At 57.1% G+C, this 19,464-nt stretch carries 13 protein-coding genes and 4 pseudogenes; 11 read left to right on the plus strand and 6 right to left on the minus strand.

What is annotated here, in order from left to right; genetic code table 11:
* Window positions 1–53: 53 nt before the first annotated feature.
* Window positions 54–1,361, minus strand: a complete 1,308-nt coding sequence (locus tag RS75_RS21435; RefSeq protein ID WP_045024277.1) for an extracellular solute-binding protein — start codon at window positions 1,359–1,361, stop codon at window positions 54–56.
* Window positions 1,362–1,553: 192 nt separating this feature from the next.
* On the opposite strand from RS75_RS21435, the gene RS75_RS21440 reads away from it, so the two are divergent.
* Window positions 1,554–2,708 (plus strand): ROK family transcriptional regulator, encoded by a 1,155-nt coding sequence (locus tag RS75_RS21440; protein ID WP_045024279.1) that lies wholly within the window; start codon window positions 1,554–1,556, stop codon window positions 2,706–2,708.
* A gap of 64 nt (window positions 2,709–2,772) precedes the next feature.
* Here the strand turns inward: RS75_RS21440 and RS75_RS25890 are convergent.
* Both RS75_RS25890 and RS75_RS27475 read right to left on the minus strand, forming a co-directional pair.
* A pseudogene (locus RS75_RS25890) lies at window positions 2,773–3,138 on the minus strand (potassium channel family protein); the annotation flags it as partial.
* 243 nt (window positions 3,139–3,381) lie between these two features.
* A pseudogene (locus RS75_RS27475) lies at window positions 3,382–3,516 on the minus strand (IS3 family transposase); the annotation flags it as partial.
* A 597-nt stretch (window positions 3,517–4,113) separates the two neighbouring features.
* On the opposite strand from RS75_RS27475, the gene RS75_RS21450 reads away from it, so the two are divergent.
* Window positions 4,114–5,280: a hypothetical protein gene (locus RS75_RS21450; RefSeq protein ID WP_045024283.1), complete on the plus strand. Its 1,167-nt coding sequence runs from the start codon at window positions 4,114–4,116 to the stop codon at window positions 5,278–5,280.
* A gap of 272 nt (window positions 5,281–5,552) precedes the next feature.
* Here the strand turns inward: RS75_RS21450 and RS75_RS21455 are convergent, their stop codons facing one another.
* Window positions 5,553–6,044: a hypothetical protein gene (locus RS75_RS21455; RefSeq protein ID WP_152643173.1), complete on the minus strand. Its 492-nt coding sequence runs from the start codon at window positions 6,042–6,044 to the stop codon at window positions 5,553–5,555.
* A gap of 204 nt (window positions 6,045–6,248) precedes the next feature.
* Between RS75_RS21455 and RS75_RS27335 the strand changes: the two genes are divergently transcribed.
* The 9 genes and pseudogenes from RS75_RS27335 (at window position 6,249) to RS75_RS21495 (ending at window position 17,110) form a co-directional block, all read left to right on the plus strand.
* A complete protein-coding gene (locus tag RS75_RS27335) occupies window positions 6,249–6,380 on the plus strand; it encodes a hypothetical protein (RefSeq protein ID WP_267884628.1) in 132 nt (43 codons plus the stop codon).
* Between the two features lie 220 nt (window positions 6,381–6,600).
* Entirely contained in the window at window positions 6,601–8,223 is a 1,623-nt protein-coding gene (locus RS75_RS21460; protein WP_045022993.1) for a hypothetical protein, read from the plus strand.
* Window positions 8,224–8,632: 409 nt separating this feature from the next.
* Window positions 8,633–9,913: an ABC transporter substrate-binding protein gene (locus tag RS75_RS21465; protein ID WP_045024285.1), complete on the plus strand. Its 1,281-nt coding sequence runs from the start codon at window positions 8,633–8,635 to the stop codon at window positions 9,911–9,913.
* A gap of 72 nt (window positions 9,914–9,985) precedes the next feature.
* The gene (locus RS75_RS21470) at window positions 9,986–10,864 is read left to right on the plus strand and encodes a carbohydrate ABC transporter permease (RefSeq protein ID WP_045022991.1); all 879 of its coding nucleotides are present in this window, start codon (window positions 9,986–9,988) and stop codon (window positions 10,862–10,864) included.
* Window positions 10,857–11,690: a carbohydrate ABC transporter permease gene (locus RS75_RS21475; RefSeq protein WP_045024286.1), complete on the plus strand. Its 834-nt coding sequence runs from the start codon at window positions 10,857–10,859 to the stop codon at window positions 11,688–11,690. Before RS75_RS21470 ends, RS75_RS21475 begins: the two co-directional genes overlap by 8 nt.
* Window positions 11,690–13,093, plus strand: a complete 1,404-nt coding sequence (locus RS75_RS21480; RefSeq protein ID WP_045024288.1) for a phosphodiester glycosidase family protein — start codon at window positions 11,690–11,692, stop codon at window positions 13,091–13,093. Before RS75_RS21475 ends, RS75_RS21480 begins: the two co-directional genes overlap by 1 nt.
* Before the next feature lie 4 nt (window positions 13,094–13,097).
* The gene (locus RS75_RS21485) at window positions 13,098–14,216 is read left to right on the plus strand and encodes an ROK family protein (protein ID WP_045024289.1); all 1,119 of its coding nucleotides are present in this window, start codon (window positions 13,098–13,100) and stop codon (window positions 14,214–14,216) included.
* A 25-nt stretch (window positions 14,217–14,241) separates the two neighbouring features.
* A complete protein-coding gene (locus tag RS75_RS21490) occupies window positions 14,242–15,318 on the plus strand; it encodes an ABC transporter ATP-binding protein (RefSeq protein ID WP_045024291.1) in 1,077 nt (358 codons plus the stop codon).
* Window positions 15,319–15,554: 236 nt separating this feature from the next.
* Window positions 15,555–17,110: pseudogene (locus RS75_RS21495) on the plus strand (ISL3 family transposase).
* Between the two features lie 349 nt (window positions 17,111–17,459).
* Here RS75_RS21495 and RS75_RS26465 read toward each other — a convergent pair.
* Window positions 17,460–17,635 (minus strand): annotated as a pseudogene (locus RS75_RS26465) (transposase); the annotation flags it as partial.
* Between the two features lie 236 nt (window positions 17,636–17,871).
* Window positions 17,872–19,257: a hypothetical protein gene (locus RS75_RS21505; RefSeq protein ID WP_045024299.1), complete on the minus strand. Its 1,386-nt coding sequence runs from the start codon at window positions 19,255–19,257 to the stop codon at window positions 17,872–17,874.
* Window positions 19,258–19,464 lie beyond the last annotated feature (207 nt).

A 19,464-nucleotide genomic window follows, 5' to 3' on the forward strand; every position in this document is an offset into this window, starting at 1 on the left:
CGGCCTATGGGAGTGGTGTGGGGCGTGCATACGCCGCACACCATGACTGCAGATCAGGGTAGCTCTACGCCCTTGTAGGTCTGCTGGAAACGACGCAGCAATTCATCGCCACGCGTCTTGGCCTTGTCTAGCGCCACCTGCATGGTCTGCTGGCCAGAAAAAGCCTTCTGGGTTTCCTCCGTCCATATCTGCCGGAACTGGATATAGGAGCCAAGGCGGATGCCGCGGGTGTCAGGCGTCGCAGGTTCGCTCATTGAGCCAATGCCGATTGCAGCGGTGGCGAATTTGGGCGACTTCGCATCCGGGCTCTTGGCGATGGCGTCGAGCACATCGTTGGTGACAGGCACATAACCGGTTGCAGCCGAAAACGTCATCTGCTGCGCCGGCTGACGCAGGAAGTTGAGGAAGGCCTTGGCACCATCGACCTCCGCCTTGTCATGCCCCTTCATGATGTAGACCGACGCGCCGCCGACGAATGTATTGTGACGTTTCTCACCCGCATACATCGGCGCCATGGCGACGGTGATCTCGTATTTACCTTCAAACGCTTTCGTGAATGTCGAATAGGAGCCGGAGGATGCCTCGATCATCGCACATTCGCCCGAACTGAAGGCTGCAACGAGATTACCGCCTTTGGTATCCGCGTTCAAACGGACCAGACCTTCATTGCGCCAGTCGACGAGATTGGCGAGATGCTTGGCGGCCAGAGTCTTGTTGAAAACATATTCCGCGTCGAGCCCGTCATAACCATTGTGCTTTGAAGCAATCGGCTGGCCATGGCGGGCGGAGAATTGTTCGAAAACGATCCATGGTTCGGCGTTCGTCACAAATGGGCAGGCGCTACCATTGGCCTTCAGTTTGCGTGCAGCCTCGATGATTTCTTCCCAGGTCTGTGGAGTCTTGGTGACACCGGCCTTTTCCAGCTCGGTCTTATTGGTGTAAAACAGCAGTGTCGATGCATTATAGGGCTGGGCGAAGAGCTTGCCCTTCGATGTTTCATAATAGGTGCGCGCGCCTGCAATGTAGCTGTCCCACTTCACGTCCGGCAGCTCGTCCTGAACCGGCACGACCGCGTCCGACAACATCATGTCGAGCGTCCCGGCATCGAGGACCTGCAGAAGGATCGGGGCGTTTTTGGCGCGATAGGCGGCAATCGCCTTCTGCATCAGAACTTCATAATTGCCCTGACCGACACAGTTGACCTTGTGATCGGCCTGTGCGGCGTTAAACGCGTCGCATTGCGCCCTTATGGCGACTTCGACGGGACCAGTATTGCCATACCAGAATTCAATATTTGCAGCATGCGCGGATACCGCACCAGCAAGAAGCGCGGCCGTAGCCGTAAGTGTGAAAAATTTCATTGTGCCCTCCGTTTAAGACATCGCCGAGCCCTCCTCGGCGATAATGGCGACGCCTTAGTTACTCAGGTAGAGTAATAATAATATGACGAAATGCAAGAGCTTGAACAACAAAAAGATCGAGGCTACAGGTCTAGGACGAACTCCATCGTCCGACCTATCTACTCGCCATCAGTGAATTGCAGGAGAAATCATATGGGATATTCACCGGAAGCTCTGATCGCCCCACGCTTTTTCAGGACGACCGACGATGCGGTTGCCTCCCCCAACGAACGACGCCTTCTCAGGGTAATTTCGCGCAACGCGGGCATATCGCGAACGGAGCTGACCGGTCTGACTGATCTTGCGCAACAGACTATCCACCGGCTGCTGGACCAATTGGCGGATCGGGGAATAGTCAGTCTCGGCCAACCCAAGCCGGGTCTAGGAAAGGGCCAGCCGAGCCCGATGATTACACTGGATGGTCGCTACGCCTGGTGCTGCGGCATGTCGGTCAATACCGACGTGATCGACGTATGCCTCATGGATTTCTCAGGGCAGGTCCTGGCGGAAACCAACGTGCAGCTTCGAGAGCGCACCGCCGCTGAGGCGCTTGAGCGGGTCCGTGACTGGGTATACGAACGGCAGGCGGCGCTGGTTTTATCGACCGAGAACTTCTTTGGCATTGGCCTTGGAATTGCGGGTTACCATGTGAGTGGCACCAGCTTCAATGCTTCCCTCCCCCTGCACGAGTGGTCGCTGGTCGAGCTAGGGCCACTCCTGACGAGCTACTTTGATCGACCGGTCTGGGCACTGAATGGCGGAAAGACCGGCACGATCGCTGAAGCAATGTTCGGTGTCGGCCGTTACATCAAGGATTTCGCCTATCTCAGCTTCAACTACGGCTTCGGTGGTGGCCTGATATGCAATGGTGAACTCCTGCATGGCGGCAACGGCAATGCGGGGGAGTTTTCGCAAATGTACGATGACGACGAAGTGAACCGACGGCCTGCTCTTCAGATCATTCTCGAGAAGCTGAGATCCCATGGCGTCGACGTTCCGTCGATCACCTTCCTCAGAAAACACTTCGATCCAAAATGGCCCGGTGTTACCGAGTGGGTGGACGAAGTTACCCCGGCCTATAATCGCCTGGTGAACGCCATCTGGGCCGTCTACGATCCGAAAGCGATTGTCTTCGGCGGACAGATCCCACCCGCATTGGCGGAGTTGATGATCGAGCGCACGCAGCTGTTCGGAAAACCCCGCTACGGGGTCTGGCGGGCCAGCCCCAAGCTTATAGTCTCTGAAATAAGACCTGATGCGGCCGCCATGGGCGCGGCGGCGACGCCGTTCAAGTTGAACTTTTTTTAGACATTGGAGCGCCTTTAGCACTTGGAGGCCCGATTTTAGTCATGAGATCTCGATGACTATCCCCTCAATCGTTATTATTGGGTATGTTGAGGAGGATACCGCAGGCCTTGCAATGGACAGCGTCGGTATCATGTCTCTGTAAACTGCATTGCGGACACGGATGGCTGACCTTGTAGGGTCGGACGACCGACTGAGCAAGGCGTACAAACAACGAAATTCCGACGATCATGGTGACGACCGAAGTGAGCTTTCCTACTGGCCCTGGCAGCGTGATATCGCCGAAGCCTGTCGTTGTCATCGTCGCCACAGTGAAATAGAGCGCGTCGATGAAGCCTGACAAGCCTTCCTGACGGTACAAGAAGGTCGTGTAAACAAACCCTGTCACCGTAAAAAGAAAGACCAGAAAATCAAAGCAAGCCCCGGTGACATCAAGATAAGCGGCGTAGCCAGACCGTCAATGTCGGTGGAATGGCCCCCAACGAGGATCTTCCTCGCGGCGCCATCCCGATGACCGGGCATAATCCAGGCAACGATACCAGCGGCCACCGTGAGCAGCGTACCACACATAAGAGCCTCACTTTGCCGATCTGACGAACGGTCTTGATCTCAGGCCGTTGCGGCGGGGAGCTTCCATCCCGGCAGCGTGATTACCCTATATTCTCAAATGTTGGATAGATCGACTACTTTCGTGTCGTGACGCCTTCCTCACCCACTCAATCAGCGTATATGCCGAGCAGCCAATCCTGGCGGCTATGGAAGAGACTACGGCCCACCGCGAGGAATGTTCGGCTTCATGTTCCGTCATCATTCGCACGGCGCGAGCGCGGGCTTCAGGAGAGAATGACGCGTTGGGGTCTTCGGCAAAGCCGGGGTGGCTCAGACTGTCCTGTCAAAGCGGGTTGCAGTTCAGTCCCACAAATGAATTTTTAAACAGAGAAACAGACATACTAATTTACATTACAGCCTTATATTTCCTGCGGCAGAGTCCCCACTTTCTGATACGCTAATCCAAATCTGGAAGCCACGAACCCAAAACGGCATATAATCCGCCCGGCGGTTTCCTGATCCGGAATGCATTGCGAATACGAGATATGGCCATGGCGCGTGATCCGCCCGGGTGACACATCCTGTTTCGACACCCTGCACCTGCAGATACGAGCTTACCTGGCCTACCGCACCTGCAGACGGCGGCCGCTCATATCGGTCTTCCCGAAAAATCGCGCAAACATGCTCAGCTGATCCTGCACCGCCCCAATGCTCCCGATGTCGGCGATCAATTGTCAGAGGCTGCCGCAGGCATAAATATCCGGGCATTCCCTTCCAAAAAACAATCCATCGACACTCACAGTCTCATCAATCCAAAGCACCCATCATCATTCCCCTGAATTCAACCATTCCCGACGCAATGTCTTCCCCATTCGTCTCCACGCATGACAGCCTGCTCGCCGACGAGCTCTCTGAAGGCATCACCTATTATCGCTTTCAGCGCACTGCCGACTGGGAGACCGCCCACCCGGACAATTCCGCAATTCACTCGATCCTTTCCTTGATGAAGGACAGGGGCGCCTTCACCGTCATTCGCATCGCCAACGCCCGGACCAAAACCGTCAGCCCCTCTAGTGGCGTGGAGACCTCCCTGGAGATCGTCCGCGATCTGAGGGGTCCCTTTGTGGCCATCAATGGCGGCTTCTTCATTCACCTCCCCAAATTCTTCCGCGGAGAAGACGGCTTCCTCCTTCCCGATGACAAGGTCACGCAGACCGTCGGCCCCACCAGTGCGACCGAGCTTACCGGGCAATATGTGGAGGTTCCTAAGGCCTATGCGGACCATTTGAAGAAACGCGAGATGACCGACGGCAGTTTCTACTACGCCGGCCCCTCCCTGGGGCGACCCCTGGCCGTCACGAAGACCAGCTTTGACCGCATCAACACCTCCGAAGGCCGCTTTAACTATTTCGCCAGAAACCCCGAGGGCAACACGATTGCGAGCCCGGTCTGGGCTTCACTGCGGGAGTGGGAATTGCAGCGCCAGGAGAACGAAGCGTCCAAGGACTTCCAGGCTGCGACGACAATGCGCACGGAAACCGAGGACACGTACCTGGCGGAAGTAATGAAACGCAAGGCGATACTCTCTGATGGCACCCTCCAATATGCCAGCGCCCCCCCGGCCAATGAGTTCGTCAGAGGTTGCTGGGCGCAGGACCCGGGAAACTTTTCCCACGTCAATGAGCCAAACGAGCGCGCCGGCATTCTCCGGGGCGAAGGCGCCTGGTACTTCTTTACCTACACCTCTCAGCGGAAGGAAGGCGTCATCATTGACGCGTTCGGCGATCTCGCAAAGGCATTCGCCGCGCACTTCGAGAAAGCGATCCCAACTGGCGATGAAATCTGGGCGAATGATGGAGGCCCCTCCATCGGCCTCATGTTTGTCGATCAACATGGCGCTATCCGCTTGCTCGCTCAGGGTGGTCTGGCCGAGCAAAGCGTCCCCATTCCGGTGGACGTGAAGATGATGCGACAGGTTCCCAACATGGTTGCCGCCTGGCACGAAAGCATCAAGGAGGAAGCTTAAGCGGAGGTTCTGACTTTTGCCCGGTTTGTGTTTTGAAGGTTCAACACCTTGATGTTTATCCGGTGGCTTCAACTCCACCCTTATTTTCCAGATAGCTGCCTGAATTGATCATCGATTGATGGAAATCGTCATTCACATGTGAATACAAGCCGAATTACAATCGCCTGGCCATTAAAAATAACCTCCTAAAATGCTGAAATTCATTTCCACTATCTCCCCATCGATCAAAACGAACTGCCATCTATCCCCCCCACCCAAGCCCAACTCCTCCATTATCGTCTCCCGGTCGCCTCCTCGTATGAAGGAGGCGCTTCGGCGGGGTGTCCGTCATTATGGTGCTCGATGATGACCATCATGAACTGACCGGTGTTTTCAGAAGCCGTTGCAAGTTGACGCTGCCGGGCTGCTTCCCGCCTGGCTTCCTCTCTCTCGTATTCCAGAAGGATTTGGTTCGTAGTCGTCAGGGCGGCAGCCTTCTCTAGGGCGGCTACCTTGCAGAACGGTTTGTCGTCGGGCGAGGCAGATGAATAACATTGCTCGAGCGCATTCAGCTCATCTTGGAGTTTCTGAACTTGTTTTCGCGCGACATCGAGGTTGATCGCGCATTCCAGATCTGTCCGACGTTCGTTCGGGATCGCCGGAACGATCTGTCCGGCGCCGGGCATTCGCATGCCGCTTGAGGTCATCGTGCAGTTGAGGATGGGTGAATTCTTGAGATTGTGCGCTGGTGATGTGGATCGGGAATGAGTGAACTGGCGAACCAATGTCGTACAGGCTTCTTCACCGGCTTTTCAAATGAATGTCGGTGGGTTCTCGGGCGCTGCGAAAGCCCGTTCCCAAAATATCGTCCTGCTGACCAAGCTATCATATGATCCGATCATACGATTACCCCGCACGGAAAGATTGCCGCTCCAGTCATCAGCCAATCGCCGGGCTCGAAGAAGGCACGCGGTCCACACAAGCGCCCGATGAAACCCAATATCGACCTGGTGACCAAATATCGGCCCGAATATCTGCAGATACGAGCCTACATGTCCTGGCTCATTGGTCCGTCGGCCGCCGATCCTCATTTCCGCACGTCCGAAAACCTGCTCAGCTGAACATCCATTCCATCGATGAATACGAGGTGCATGCACTGCGCCTCCGCACGGTTGCCCGGCCAGCGTCGGACATGGCCCTCCCCGGCAATCCCCGTCATAGGCGCAAGAGGCATAAAAGGCGGCAGGTTCCCGATATTGGCCTTTCGATCAACCAGAAACCCAACAGATCATCAGACCAAAGCCTATTTACGACAATCATCATCCATCAACTTCCGTCACCATGGCCACGCCCGCTTCCAACGTTCAGGGCACGCTCCAGAAAGTCTGCGACTTTTTCTATCGCAACGCCTTCCTCAAGGCCAACGCCGTCGAGAACATCCGTCAGGGGGAGGGCTATCATGTCCACCAGCTACTGTGCGCCTATCTCGTCCATCACGAGACGGGCCTTGATCTCCCTCAGGAGATCATCGATGCCGCCGGCGACTTAACGCCCGCACTACAGGAAAAAATTGAGGCCCTCGGCCTGCTCGCCGGGGAGTGCAAGGACATAGAGCGTGCGATCGGGGAAGAATGGGCGGCTCTTCCCGAGGCCGCCAAGGCCCACATCAGGTCCAACGCGCGCAAGACCCGCAGCAAAATTCAGGCTTTCAGCGATGGCATGCCCTTGTGGCAGAGCATCATGCTGAGCGCCATGACCGGAGGAGCCATAAGCTGGGATGTCTGGTCCGCCAGCAACGTTCCGGACACTTCCCTCTTCCCGCGGGTCATTCCCTTTGCGGTCGGGACCATTCCCCTGACAATCGGTTTCCTGATTGCCCCCGGAGCCAACTGGCGGCAGTTTTTCAACGCCGTTTTCCAGGACAAGATCTTTCTCGGCATAGCCCAGCGCATCAATCTCACCACCGGCATCCATCACGACGACTTCTATCAGGACAAGCCACGCTACATTACCTCGGTCGGCGTGTCGTCCGTCTTGCTGATGCTTATGTTCAACCTGCCCCAGAAGATCATCGCCATCAAGCAGAACATGGACACAAACAAGGCTGGGAAGATGCCTCTGCCCGGAGATGAAGTCGCCGAGCTGCTGGCGATCCGGGACGCCATGATGACGAAGTCCGAGCGCCTGAACCAATATCAGAAGGCCCTGAAGGATTTGGCGGAGCAGCACATCGTCTCGCAGGGATTGGAGGATGGCCTGACAAAAATCAGCGGCAAGGCCCACAGGACCTCGGAGCTTCTGCGCCGGACCGCAGGTCAGTACGTCGCCGAAAAACAACCTGATTTCGTGAAAAAGTCCCAAATCGTGATGCTGTGGGATACCTTTCTGGGTTTCATGTTTTACTCGGCAAGGGAGAATGATGCACAGATCGGCGCGCTCATTCCCTACGCGTCGTTCGCCAAGATGAGGATGCTCGAAGTCCTCCTCACGCACACCCAGAGCCTGCAGGACATGATCAATCTCTTCGCCCGCTCCGGCGCGCTGGCGCTTCTCCAGCTCACATCGGTTTCGGTCGTCCTGCAAAAGAAGGGCCCGCGCGCGTTTGACAACGTCAAGCTGAAGGCCGGAGTTACCGTGGCCCTTTCCACCATCAATCTCACGGTCATTCAGTATGGCCCCGCCATGATGTTCGCTCTCCAGGATGCAGGCACGGCATTCGCACGCTTCGCCCGGAAGAAGTGGCAGGACATGGGGGACGGCGAGTTCTTCGACGCCATCGACTATCCAGATGACGAACCGGAGGATGAGGTCTTCCACGATGCGCTCGAGATCTTCCTGAACCCCGACCCCACTGACCGGACAGAGGGTTCCGAGCCCGACGAGTTCTTCGACGCCCGCTCCACCTGGGAGGCCGTCATGGACATCATGAACGATACGGAACGCGCTCTTGGGACCACGGCCTAGTGCAGCAATGAGTTTGCCGAGAATGGGAGGTTTCCAGGGTCTTTTCAACAAGGGCCGCCCGGGCGACAGAAGATAAGCGGACCAATCAACTGGCCGATGTCGGAAATAGTTCAAGTAGTTTTTATCCAAGTATTCTAGAGTGATTTCAATTGAATCCTTCTTTCGCGCAAGCGCGCGCCACTGAGAAACGCGATCTGAACCAAAGTGACTACAGGTGTATGTATCCTGCCGTGCAATAGAGTTTGGCCGCCGTTCCATCGTCGAAATTCGCTCGCCCCGCGGCCCGCGGGGCGGAAACCGTCCCCGGCCTGTCGTCATCAGCCTGTTGCAAAACATCACTAGAGGTGTTGACATCAATTAATTTCCATGATGGAAATTAATTGGGAACAAATAAAAGGGAGTATAATAGATGATTCGCAATACAGCATTCGCCGTGGCGCTGGCCACGACCGCCATGACGACAAGCCCCGCCTGGGCGGCTGACGTAACCCTTCGATATATGAGCTTCGATCCTGTCCAACTGGAGCAGGAAAAGCCGGCCATCGCGGCGTTCGAGGCGGAAAATCCAGGGATCAAGGTTCAGGCTCAGGCATTGCCCCAGAAAGACTACTGGCCGAACCTGTCGGCGCTGGCAGCCTCGGGCAGCCTGCCGGATGTGATGATGATGTCGTCGGGCTACATCCAGCAATGGGTCGAAGCGGGCAACCTCGCGGACCTGACGTCCTTCACCACATCCCTCAACCTGGCCGGTTATACCGAAAGCGCCGTTCAGGTCGCCCGGATAAAAGGGGGGCTGTTTGCGGTCCCGCAGAGCTGGCAGGGCCCTGTCCTCTATTACAACCAGGATGCCTTCGACGCTGCCGGCCTGTCCTACCCGACAAGCGGCTGGACATGGAGGGACTTCCTTGCGGCTGCGCACAAGCTCACCATAGACAAGAACGGCGACGGGAACCCCGATCGATGGGGATATTCGGTCTTCGGGCGCTACGCGCAAACGGATGGATGGGTCTACCGCAACGGCGGCCGCTACCTGAATGCCGATGCAACCGCCTTGCAGCCCAATCCGCAGGCGATCTCCGCCCTTTCGTTCCTCACCGATCTCGTTGTAAAGGAAAAGGTCGCCCCGCCACCCAAAGACATGGAAGGCGTGCGTTATCAGGACATTTTTCCTCTCGGCATGGCCGCCATGTGGGTCGATGGCTCCTGGAGCATTTCGAACAATCGCACCGTCATCGGCAACAAGTTCCGATGGGGCATCGCCGAGATCCCGCTCGGTCCCGATGCGACGCCGGAAACCACCCGCGCCTATGCCTGGCCAGACATGCTCGCCGTCGGCGCCACGTCCAAGAACCAAAAGATCGCGACCGCCTTTATCAAGCACATGACGGACGGCTCGCGCAGCGCCAAGGACTTCCGCGGCGGCAAGGTGCCGGCCTTCAAGGAGGTCGCAGAGCGTGCAGAATGGCTTGAACGGGACCAGCAGCCGGGCAACAAGGAAGTCATCCTCAAGATCGGCCAGCAGCAGCTCTATACCGGGTTCTCCAAGAACTGGGACGCCTGGAGGGGCTACGGAGCGTCCGGCTCGGGTGGTGTGAACGGCGAGCTGGATGAGGTCTTCAACGGGCGCAAGTCCCTGAACGATGCCGTCAAGAGCTTTGTCGACTACGGCAACGGCGTTCTCAAACGCTAGGCAAACGCCAACAACTCCTTAAATTTTCGTTGCCGGGAAAAGAGCCTCTCTTTCCCGGCGCAGGAGAGCATTATGCAGAGTAACGCCCGCGCGTTCCCTTGGATCGCCTTTTTCTTCCTGCTGCCAACGCTTGTCGGCCTGACGGTTTTCCGTCTGGTGCCCGTGGTATGGGCGTTCATCATGTCGTTCACGCGATGGCAGATCTTCGACCAGCCCCAGTGGGTCGGTCTCGACAATTACATCCAGATCCTCACCTCGCCGGCGGCGGCGAAAGTCTTCCTCAACACGGCATGGTTCACCCTTCTCTACGTTCCAGGCGCGATCGCCTTGGCGACAGTCCTTGCCGTCCTGCTGAACAATGCATTGCGGATATCCGCGTTCTTCCGGGGGGCATTTTTCCTGCCTTACATCACCTCGACCGTCGCGGTCGCGCTGGCATGGCGGTGGATTTTCTCGACCAAGTTCGGAATCCTGAACAATCTCCTGCTCTGGCTCGGCGTTTCCACGCCGCCGGCATGGCTGGCCGATCCAACCTGGGCGCTTCCGGCCGTGGCAATCGTCGCCATATGGAAGGACAGCGGCTTCTACATGCTGCTTCTTCTCGCAGGCCTCCAGACGATCGACACCTCCGTCTACGAGGCGGCAAAGATCGACGGCGCCAAGAGGATTCGGCAGTTCTTCGAAATCACCATACCACTTCTGTCCCGCAGCCTGTTCTTCGTGCTGATCATCGCGCTCGTCCGGTCAACCCAGACCTTCGAGCTTACATACGCCCTGACGGGCGGAGGGCCGAACGGTGCCTCCAGCACCCTCGCCTTCTTCATCTACGAGAATGCCTTCGTGCATTTCCAGATGGGTTATGCCTCCGCGCTGGCATATCTGCTGTGCTTCGTGGTCGGCTTCATCACACTTACCAATTTCTATGTACGCCGGAGATGGGTCCATGAATAAACGGTCGCTCCTTGCCGCCCTCTATGGCGTGCTCGTAGTCTATGCCCTCGTGACACTGTCTCCCTTTCTCTGGATGCTGATTACCTCGTTCAAGGAGCCGGCGGACCTCTTCAGCCTGCCACCGAGCTTCGTCCCGACGCAGTTGCTGACCGACGCTCCCTTCGCCAACTATACGTCGGTGCTCACCGAAAGGGATTTCACGACGTATTTTGTCAATTCGCTGATCGTCTCGACCTCCGCCGCGGTGGGTCAGGTTATCACCTGCGCCATGGCGGGTTATGTATTCGCGAAAGTCCCGTTTCGCGGGCGGAATTTTCTTTTCGCTGTCGTGCTGGCAACGGCGTTCGTCCCAAACGAGGTGACAATCATCCCGGAATATCTTCTGATGCGGCAGCTTGGATGGATCAACACGTTTCTGCCATTGATCGTGCCATCGTTCCTCGTCGGATCGTTCGGAACATTCATGTTACGCGAGTATTTCTCAGCACTGCCGAACGACTTCGCCGAGGCCGGACGCATGGATGGAGCATCGGCCTTTCGGATCTTCCGGGATATCTATCTCCCGCTTTCCGTGCCGGCACTCATTTCAGTATTCGTGGTCGCCTTCATTCATAGCTGGGACGAGCTCCTTCGCCCGATCCTCTATCTGAACTCACCCGAACTCTACACCGTCCCGCGCGGCCTCATCAGCCTGGTGAGCGAGTTCGACGCCCAGTGGACCTGGTTCATGGCGGGGTCGGTCATTTCCACCCTGCCCCTGGTGGCGATCTACATTCTTGGCCAACGGTACGTCATCCAGGGATTCGTCGCGGGCGGTGTGAAGTAATGATCGATATGAAAGGCTCTACCATGCAAGCTATCAGAAAAGAGACCGTGATCCTCGCTTCCGGACTTAAGGCAAATATTGCAGTCGTTCATGCCGAACGATTCCAGGTAGAGCCATTCAACGACTCGCCGCCGGGCGAAGCCGTCGCATCGATTGAAGCTGCCCTAGCGTCGGCAAGGCTGGGAGCGCCGACCTACCAGGTTCCGCCCCCGGAACGCCGCATCGAAGATAAAAGCGTGGTCGAGCTTCAGGGAAAAAAGATGGAGCTTTGGGCTGCTCGCTCGGCGGCCATGGCCAGACAATATAAGAATGCCGGGGCGTCCGCCTGTGAACTCTGGAGCGACAGACGAAGCTCCACACCCTCGAAATATCCCATCCCGCTTGCCTATACCGACTACATGCGCCTGCGCAGCGCCAGTCTCGCCAGGGATGAAATCTTCTCGAACGCCAATTACTTCCTCTTCGAGCCAAGGGAGCTGGATACCCATTTCGAAGCCTATGGCGACCCCGTGGGAATGGTCGCGACGGCGGGCGTAATCCAGTACCCTCCCCAGGTTCCCAGAGCGTGCCTGGTCTTCGATGGCAAGGCGAGCGCGATCAGGAATCTCTGCTTTACAGATGTTGCCGTGACCCTTCCCGACGGAACCGTTCTTCTTTCCCATGCATCGGGAGCGTTCCAGGAGAAGTCGGCGGAGCCGGTCGCGATAGCACGCTACTACGGTACGATCGATGGTCTGACGCCGCGGGCCAAAAGTGCCGTCGAGGTCGCCGTCGTCGGACGCTTCGCCGTGGCCATGTCCCGGGGCGGCGGCATGCCGGTTCCAAGGACGGGGTGCGTACTGCGCTTTTCAGATGAGCCAGAACGGGGCCTGCTCGAAGCTCTCCGGCAAGGGCAGCCAGTCTCGTATTCCATCCGGAACGGCACGGTCGTGGAGGGTGTGCAAGCCGGTCCGCGTCTCGTGAGAGACGGCGTCGCGTTTAGCGACGACGCAGTCTTCGAAAAGGAAGGGGTCTTCATAGAAGGGGCCTCCGGAGATCTGACCCAGCCATCGCCCTACAATTGGAAAGCGGATTGGCATGAAACACGCGCTGCGAGGCTTGGCGCCGGCATCGATGCCAACGGCGATCTTTTTCTCCTCGCCGTGGAAGGCAAATCCACCTATGCCGCTCGTGACGTAATCGCACAGGGAGCGACGTTGTTCGATATTGCCGAGCTGTTGCAGCGATACGGTGCGATAGAGGGCATGCATCTCGACGGTGGAGGCTCGGTCCAGTTGTTTCGTCCCTTCGGAGGCGCAATCCTCAGACCGGGAAATTTCTGCCGGGGTTATGAAGACGTGGAGGCGGACTATGACCGGCCTGTGCCGTTGGGACTAAGGTTGAAACTGAGAAAAGCGGGGTGATCTTGTGACGTTTCATCGAGAGCTGAACGAGCTTCAACTTCAAACGCTCGAGACCGTGATTTCAGGGACTGCGCCGAGCCGCTTCGAGCTGTCCCACCAGTTCGGCGTTTCCCCGCAAACCATGACGCGTACCGTCAAGAGTCTTGTCGACAACGGTTATCTTGATGAACAGGCGGAATCGACCGGAACCCGAGGTCAGCCGTCCAGAAGACTGGTCTTTCGAGCGGGAAGCCTGCTCGTCCTCGGACTGGTGCTGGCAAACGAGCGTCTGGTGGTGACGGTCGAAGATCTGGCCGGCGAGCGCCTTTACAAAAGGGAGGTAAGCGGGGATTTCCGCGAACCGGACCGGACGCTGGACAAGGCAACCGCGATGATCACTGAAGCATTCACAGCCGTCGGCGCGACGGAACGTTTTGTCGGCATCGGGATCGCCGCACAGGGTTTTTTCATCGAGAAGGGCCGCCGGGTCATTTCGATAGGCAATCCCCTCGCGTGGTCGCGGGTGAACCTGAAGGCACATTTCGAGACGTGTTTCTCGCTCCCTGTGACCATCCAGAACGACGCCAAGGCAATTGCGGTCGGCACGATTCGCGAAGGCCTCTCAAGGCGACACAGCCACTATTTTTGCTTCTATCTCGGAGGAGGCGTTGGCGGGGCCCTCGTCCACAACAATGAACTCTATGAAGGGGTCTCGGCAAACGCCGGCGAAATCGGCAACTTCGTTCCGAGGAACGATTTCCGGCCCACGATCGGGAATTTCCTCAAGATTGCAAATCTCGAAAGGGTCGAGGACTGGCGCAACGGCAGAGAGCTTCCTCCCTCCGTAGGCGTTTGGTGCAGGGAAGCCGGCGCCTCCCTGACCCTGGCGGCCCAGATAGCCGTCAGGACATACGATGTCGACAGGCTGTTTGTCTGCTCCTATATGCCTGGCCCCGTTCTCCAGGCGATCTGTGCGGCCATCCGGCTGGAGCCAATCGGCAGCAACCTGCTGAACCCGGAGGATGCACACCGGCTGCTGCGATGGCCAATCGTCACCCCGATCAACGAGACCTCGCTCAACCGCGGCGCCTGCGCGCTGGCCGGATACCATTTCCTGCGCAATCCGCGAAACCCGCAATCATAATTCGCACATAAAAAGGGGAATTCCTATGGCACCAATTTCGTTACGCAACATTCGGAAATCCTACGGTGACCTTCCGGTCATACACGGGGTGGACCTCGAAATCAGCTCCGGCGAGTTTGTCGTGATCCTCGGGCCTTCCGGATGCGGAAAATCGACCCTTTTGCGCATGATCGCCGGCCTGGAGGATATCACGTCGGGCGACATGGCGATCGACGGAAGGATCGTTAATCACATGGAGCCACGGGAGCGCGGTTGCGCCATGGTCTTCCAGAACTACGCCTTGTACCCGCATATGACCGTCGCCGCCAACATCGGTTATGCGCTGAAGGTGGCGGGAGTACCGAAGCCCGAGCGCCAAAGACGTGTTGAGGAAACGGCAAAGATCGTCGGTTTGACCGACTATCTCGGCCGCAAGCCAGCCGCGCTGTCCGGCGGTCAGCGGCAGCGGGTGGCGATGGCAAGGGCCATCATCCGCGAGCCGGCCGTGTTCCTGTTCGATGAACCCCTGTCAAATCTCGACGCCAAGCTGCGGGTGGTGATGCGCGCGGAAATACGGCGGCTACACCGCCAGCTTGCCGCCACATCCGTTTTTGTCACGCATGATCAGCATGAAGCCATGACGCTGGCGGACCGCATCATCGTGATGAACGGCGGACAGGTGGAGCAGGTGGGCACGCCGTCCGAAATCTATCACAATCCGGCGACCCGGTTCGTGGCCGGCTTCGTCGGCACGCCGGCGATGAACCTGCTCGAAGGTAACATCGCCGCCGACGGCCGGTTCCGGGACCCCCATGGCACCGACATCAAGGTCCGGCCGGAAATATCCGGACAATATGCGGAACAGGCGGTCGTCTTCGGCATTCGTGCCGAGTCGGTCCGTCTCGTGGAACCCGGCACTCCCGGCGCGCTGACAACCTATGCGGAATTCATCGAGGAGCTTGGATCGACCCGGATCATCCATGCGCTGGTGGGCGATGCCGCATTCGCGGCGACGGTCTCGCAGGACATCCGCGTCCGCCCTGGCGAACAGCTCGGTTTCGCGTTCGACCCCAAGGACACCCATCTCTATTCCACCGATTCCGGTTTGCGGATCGCGGCATAAATCTCGAGGGCGCCTTGGGCCGGTGATCGGAACGTTCCGCTTCGCCGCCCGGGCGACGTCGCCCCGACAGTCGCTTCCTTTGCAGTTTCTGAGTGAGATGACACGCAACACCGAAGAGTTCGCGCTTGAGCATCAGCGGCGGCCTGCGTGTCAATCAGCACCGAACATTGGGTCTGACTCATATTTGATGATTTCCTGGTCGAAGCTGGTGCTGTCATCAATGAGGAATCAGTACCATGGCGACCAAATTTCGTCTGTCGTCCCTGATCCCGGCCGGATTGATTGTTGAGCGTTCCGACGAGAGCAACGGGGTTATCATTGTTTCAGCGCGTGCTGCCGCGAACCGACGTGCCTGCCCCTTATGCAATCGAATGTCAGATCGTGTTCATAGCCGCTACGTTCGAATAATCGCTGATTTGCCTTGTGCCGGCACCAAGGTCCAACTGCGGTTATCGGCCAGGCGCTTTGTGTGTAAGATGACATTCTGCCGCCGCCGGATTTTTGTGGAAAGGTTTGGCGAGCTTGTCGTTCCGGAGCGCAGCCGTCGAACTGCTCGGCTTGACACCATCGTACATCATCTCGGATTGGCTTTGGGAGGGCGGCCTGCAGCAGCCTTTGCCAAACGCTTGATGATCCCGGTTAGCAATGACACGCTCATCCGCGCGGTAAGAAGAAAATCCACTGCGCCGGATGATACGCTCAGCGTCGTCAGGGTTGACGACTGGGCTTTCCGCCGCAATCACCGCTATGGCACCGTCGTATGTGATCTTGAGAGGCGAAGGATTATCAAGCTTCTGCCTGACCGGGAGATCGCAACAGTTTCGACGTTTCTCGCTCAGCACCCCGAAATAACTATCATTTCCCGCGATCGAGGTGGCGGCTATCGTGAAGCTGCCGCAAGGGCCTTACCCCATGCAGCTCAGGTCGCAGATCGTTGGCATTTAACGGAGAACGCCAGCGCGGCGTTCCTTGACGTCGTGCGCAAATCCGTGCGAGCAATCCGTACTGCAATTGGCGCTACGACGATCGACCCTAAACTACTCACTGCGCTGAACGGCTGCAATATGACAGTTATCTGAGGCGCGAGGACGTGAATACGACGATCAGCAAGCTCGCCGCCGCCGGCGTTCCGATAAAGGAAATCGTTCGACGAACCGGCTACAGCCGTGGAACCGTGCGCCAGATTGTCCGCGGCCACAGATCCGATGTGTTCCGTGTCAGACAAAGTTCCCTTGAGGCTCATTTTCCCCTGTTAGATCAACTCTGGACGTCTGGGCAGCGCAACGGCGCTGAACTTTGGCGGCAGCTAAAATGCAGAGGCTTTCGTGGTTGTTCTCGTGTGGTCGCAGAGTGGGCGGCAAGGCGACGGCGGTCCGAGCAGATCTGCGATCGGCAACTTCAAAAGGTGCCATCCGCGAGAACGATTGCCCGATTGATGACAACTGCTCGCGATCAATTGAGCAAAGCGGATACAATTATCATCGCGGCCATAGAAGCGGGTGTTCCCGCCCTGGTCGAAGCCCGCAATCTAGTTGATCGGTTCCAAACAATGATCCGAAGGAAGGCCAAGACAGAACTCGATCCGTGGATCGCTGATGCAAGCGACAGTGTGTTCGCCTCCTTTGCTAACGGGATCGTGAAAGACAAGGCAGCAGTGTCTGCCGCAATCACCGAACCTTGGTCGAACGGCCAGGTTGAAGGACAAATCAACAAGCTAAAACTCGTTAAAAGGCAGATGTATGGGCGCGCCAAACTGGATCTTCTCCAGGCTCGATTGATCGGCGTAATGTGAAGGAAGCCGTCATCAAATATGCGTCAGACCCGAACATTGACCCCTTTTTGGAGTGAACCCCTCGGGCTGGACCACGGGACACGGAAAAACTGATACACTCTGCTGGCCTCAATCGGAGAAGGCTCATGAAGTCCCGAGGACCATATCGTCGGCATTCGACGCCGTTCAAGTTGCAACTCTGCCAGGATATCCGAAACGGCGTCATCGGACGGCTACAATGGCCAGATGGCACTCACTCTTCCGCTGAGCGTGTCGACGATGTCACTGGCTGTCAAACCTCAACCGATTGCAAATGTAATAGTGCCCTCTTCGTCCGCCCTCACGCTCATCGGCCTATGCGATGGATCACACTGCTGGCCTCGGCCTTCTTGACCCATTCGTGCAACGTGGCTGGTGAGCAGTCAATCTTGGCGCGATAGATGAAACGACAGCCCACCGCTACGGGTGCTCTGCTTCGTGATCCAGCACCATTCGAATGGCACGCTCACGGACTTCGGGCGAGAATTTGTTCATAGCCTTGCTCATATCTCTCATGAGTTGAAGCCTCCGGCAAATCCGGGGCGGTTGATTCCGCTCAATATTTTACTGAGCGGCCCGCTACCACACCGACCCCGCACTGACGCATTCGTGCAGGTACTGATACCCGGGGTTGCGCCGCCGGGATTATGCACGGCAACAGGGACGTTACATCGGCGCCTGCCTGCAGTACCCCCAAGTGACCGCAACCGAAATGGCGCTGCGCCGTCTATTCGTTACGCCCGTTAATCTGCACGCCCGTCTTTCCGAGGAGATCTTTCGAGTAAAACTGCTCGCTTTTCGTTGACGGTGAATGATTCTCTTGTCGCAATCGTCAGCAATTTTTCCGCTTCCCGATAGCTCATCGCGCCATAAAACTTATCCCGGACCGCGAGCGCAACATCTTCGGTCTTGAGCCATTCATCCGTTCCCCGCAATCCGGTAGCGGCTTTGGCAAGCACTTCGGCTTCAGATGCTTTTTTAAATTTCCCCGCGATCTCACTTCTATAGTGATCCCATGCGCTCTTATGCGCCTGCCCGTACGCCGCTGCATCCCGCATGCAATGAAGATCAATATCCTTTTGCTGCGCCTCAGCGCTCACACCCGGCTTCTCGGAGACGGCTCTCTCCTTTTCGGCGCGCAGAAAAACACGTCGAAATTCGGCTCCTAAACCCGGATCGGCTTGCGCTTGAGTTGAGATTCTGGGGTCGAGAGCGACGATATGGCTTTGTAACGCCTTATCATCCTGCAAATGCTCTTTCAGGTGCAAAAAAGCCTTTGCGGCCGGGACCTGACCACCCTTTCTACTCTCCAGTATCTTAACGGATGCGTCAGCAATGGCCTCTTGCTCAGCGCGATCGAACTCCCTGGCATTCACCGCAAAACGGTACAACATTCCACCCTGGGATTGCAGATTTGGCTCGGCAACGTCCTTGAGGCCTGCTCTCAGCAAGGCGGAATTGTAGTCGGGATCACTAAATTTCATAACCGCATAGATGTCTTCAACGTGACCGTGAAGATAACCCCTCGTCCAACTTTCCGGATCACCTTTACCGTCTCCGGCCGAATAGTCGGAAAGATCATCACGCTTTCGTTTGATATGCGCGCTTTCGATAAGACGCCGTGTAAGTTCGACAGCATGAAGGGTTGGCTCCGCCTTTTTTAACTCCGGTAAAAGGTCTATCGAGGCATTTAGACTGCGGTTTAGGACGCGTAGCTTCGTCAACTCACGCGTCCCCTCCTCCAGCGAATTCAAGCCGACATAAGCACCAATCAACCCAAAAGTTTCTGCCGGGATCGCGTTAATACCCGTCATTCTGAGGCTGGAACCGGCGGCGGCCGTTGGATGATCCTGGGTGGCATCCCCGGCATCGATCGTCGCACCTTTATGCCGCAGTCGTTTGATCGGACGGTGATCTACGTGCGGATCTTCAAATTCCAATTTCTCATTTCCAAGCCGTTGCCGCCCTTCTTCAACTACCTGCTCCTGCGAAACACCTGGTTGCGCAGATGCTTCGCCCGGTGCGGTGATTCCCGCGGTCTGGTCGAACCGTGCAGGGCTGTCGACAGGTTTTCTTTCGTCTACGAGCGCCGAATATTTTCTTTTACTTGGCTTGATTGTCCTGTCCATGAGACACGCTCCGCATACCCGGAAAAGTCATCTTTTTCTCACGAAACGGTGCAGCTGTCCTGATCGGCTCGGCTACAATTGAAACCAAGCCTTGCTTGATTTCATATCACGATCGCCCACGGTCTACCTCAGGACGGCACGCTCATCCGTGGATCAGAGACCAAACCCAGAAGATCTGGACCGTTCACCTGCAGCGCCAGCCTCGCG

The organism is Rhizobium nepotum 39/7, from assembly GCF_000949865.1.
Classification (GTDB): domain Bacteria; phylum Pseudomonadota; class Alphaproteobacteria; order Rhizobiales; family Rhizobiaceae; genus Agrobacterium; species Agrobacterium nepotum.

Bases quoted from the DNA above. Each gene is read 5' to 3' on its own strand.
- RS75_RS21505 (WP_045024299.1), bottom strand. From the start codon at position 19,257: ATGGACAGGACAATCAAGCCAAGTAAAAGAAAATATTCGGCGCTCGTA.
- RS75_RS27335 (WP_267884628.1), top strand. From the start codon at position 6,249: ATGAAACCCAATATCGACCTGGTGACCAAATATCGGCCCGAATATCTG.
- RS75_RS21450 (WP_045024283.1), top strand. From the start codon at position 4,114: ATGTCTTCCCCATTCGTCTCCACGCATGACAGCCTGCTCGCCGACGAG.
- RS75_RS21490 (WP_045024291.1), top strand. From the start codon at position 14,242: ATGGCACCAATTTCGTTACGCAACATTCGGAAATCCTACGGTGACCTT.
- RS75_RS21475 (WP_045024286.1), top strand. From the start codon at position 10,857: ATGAATAAACGGTCGCTCCTTGCCGCCCTCTATGGCGTGCTCGTAGTC.
- RS75_RS21480 (WP_045024288.1), top strand. From the start codon at position 11,690: ATGATCGATATGAAAGGCTCTACCATGCAAGCTATCAGAAAAGAGACC.
- RS75_RS21470 (WP_045022991.1), top strand. From the start codon at position 9,986: ATGCAGAGTAACGCCCGCGCGTTCCCTTGGATCGCCTTTTTCTTCCTG.
- RS75_RS21440 (WP_045024279.1), top strand. From the start codon at position 1,554: ATGGGATATTCACCGGAAGCTCTGATCGCCCCACGCTTTTTCAGGACG.
- RS75_RS21460 (WP_045022993.1), top strand. From the start codon at position 6,601: ATGGCCACGCCCGCTTCCAACGTTCAGGGCACGCTCCAGAAAGTCTGC.
- RS75_RS21435 (WP_045024277.1), bottom strand. From the start codon at position 1,361: ATGAAATTTTTCACACTTACGGCTACGGCCGCGCTTCTTGCTGGTGCG.
- RS75_RS21465 (WP_045024285.1), top strand. From the start codon at position 8,633: ATGATTCGCAATACAGCATTCGCCGTGGCGCTGGCCACGACCGCCATG.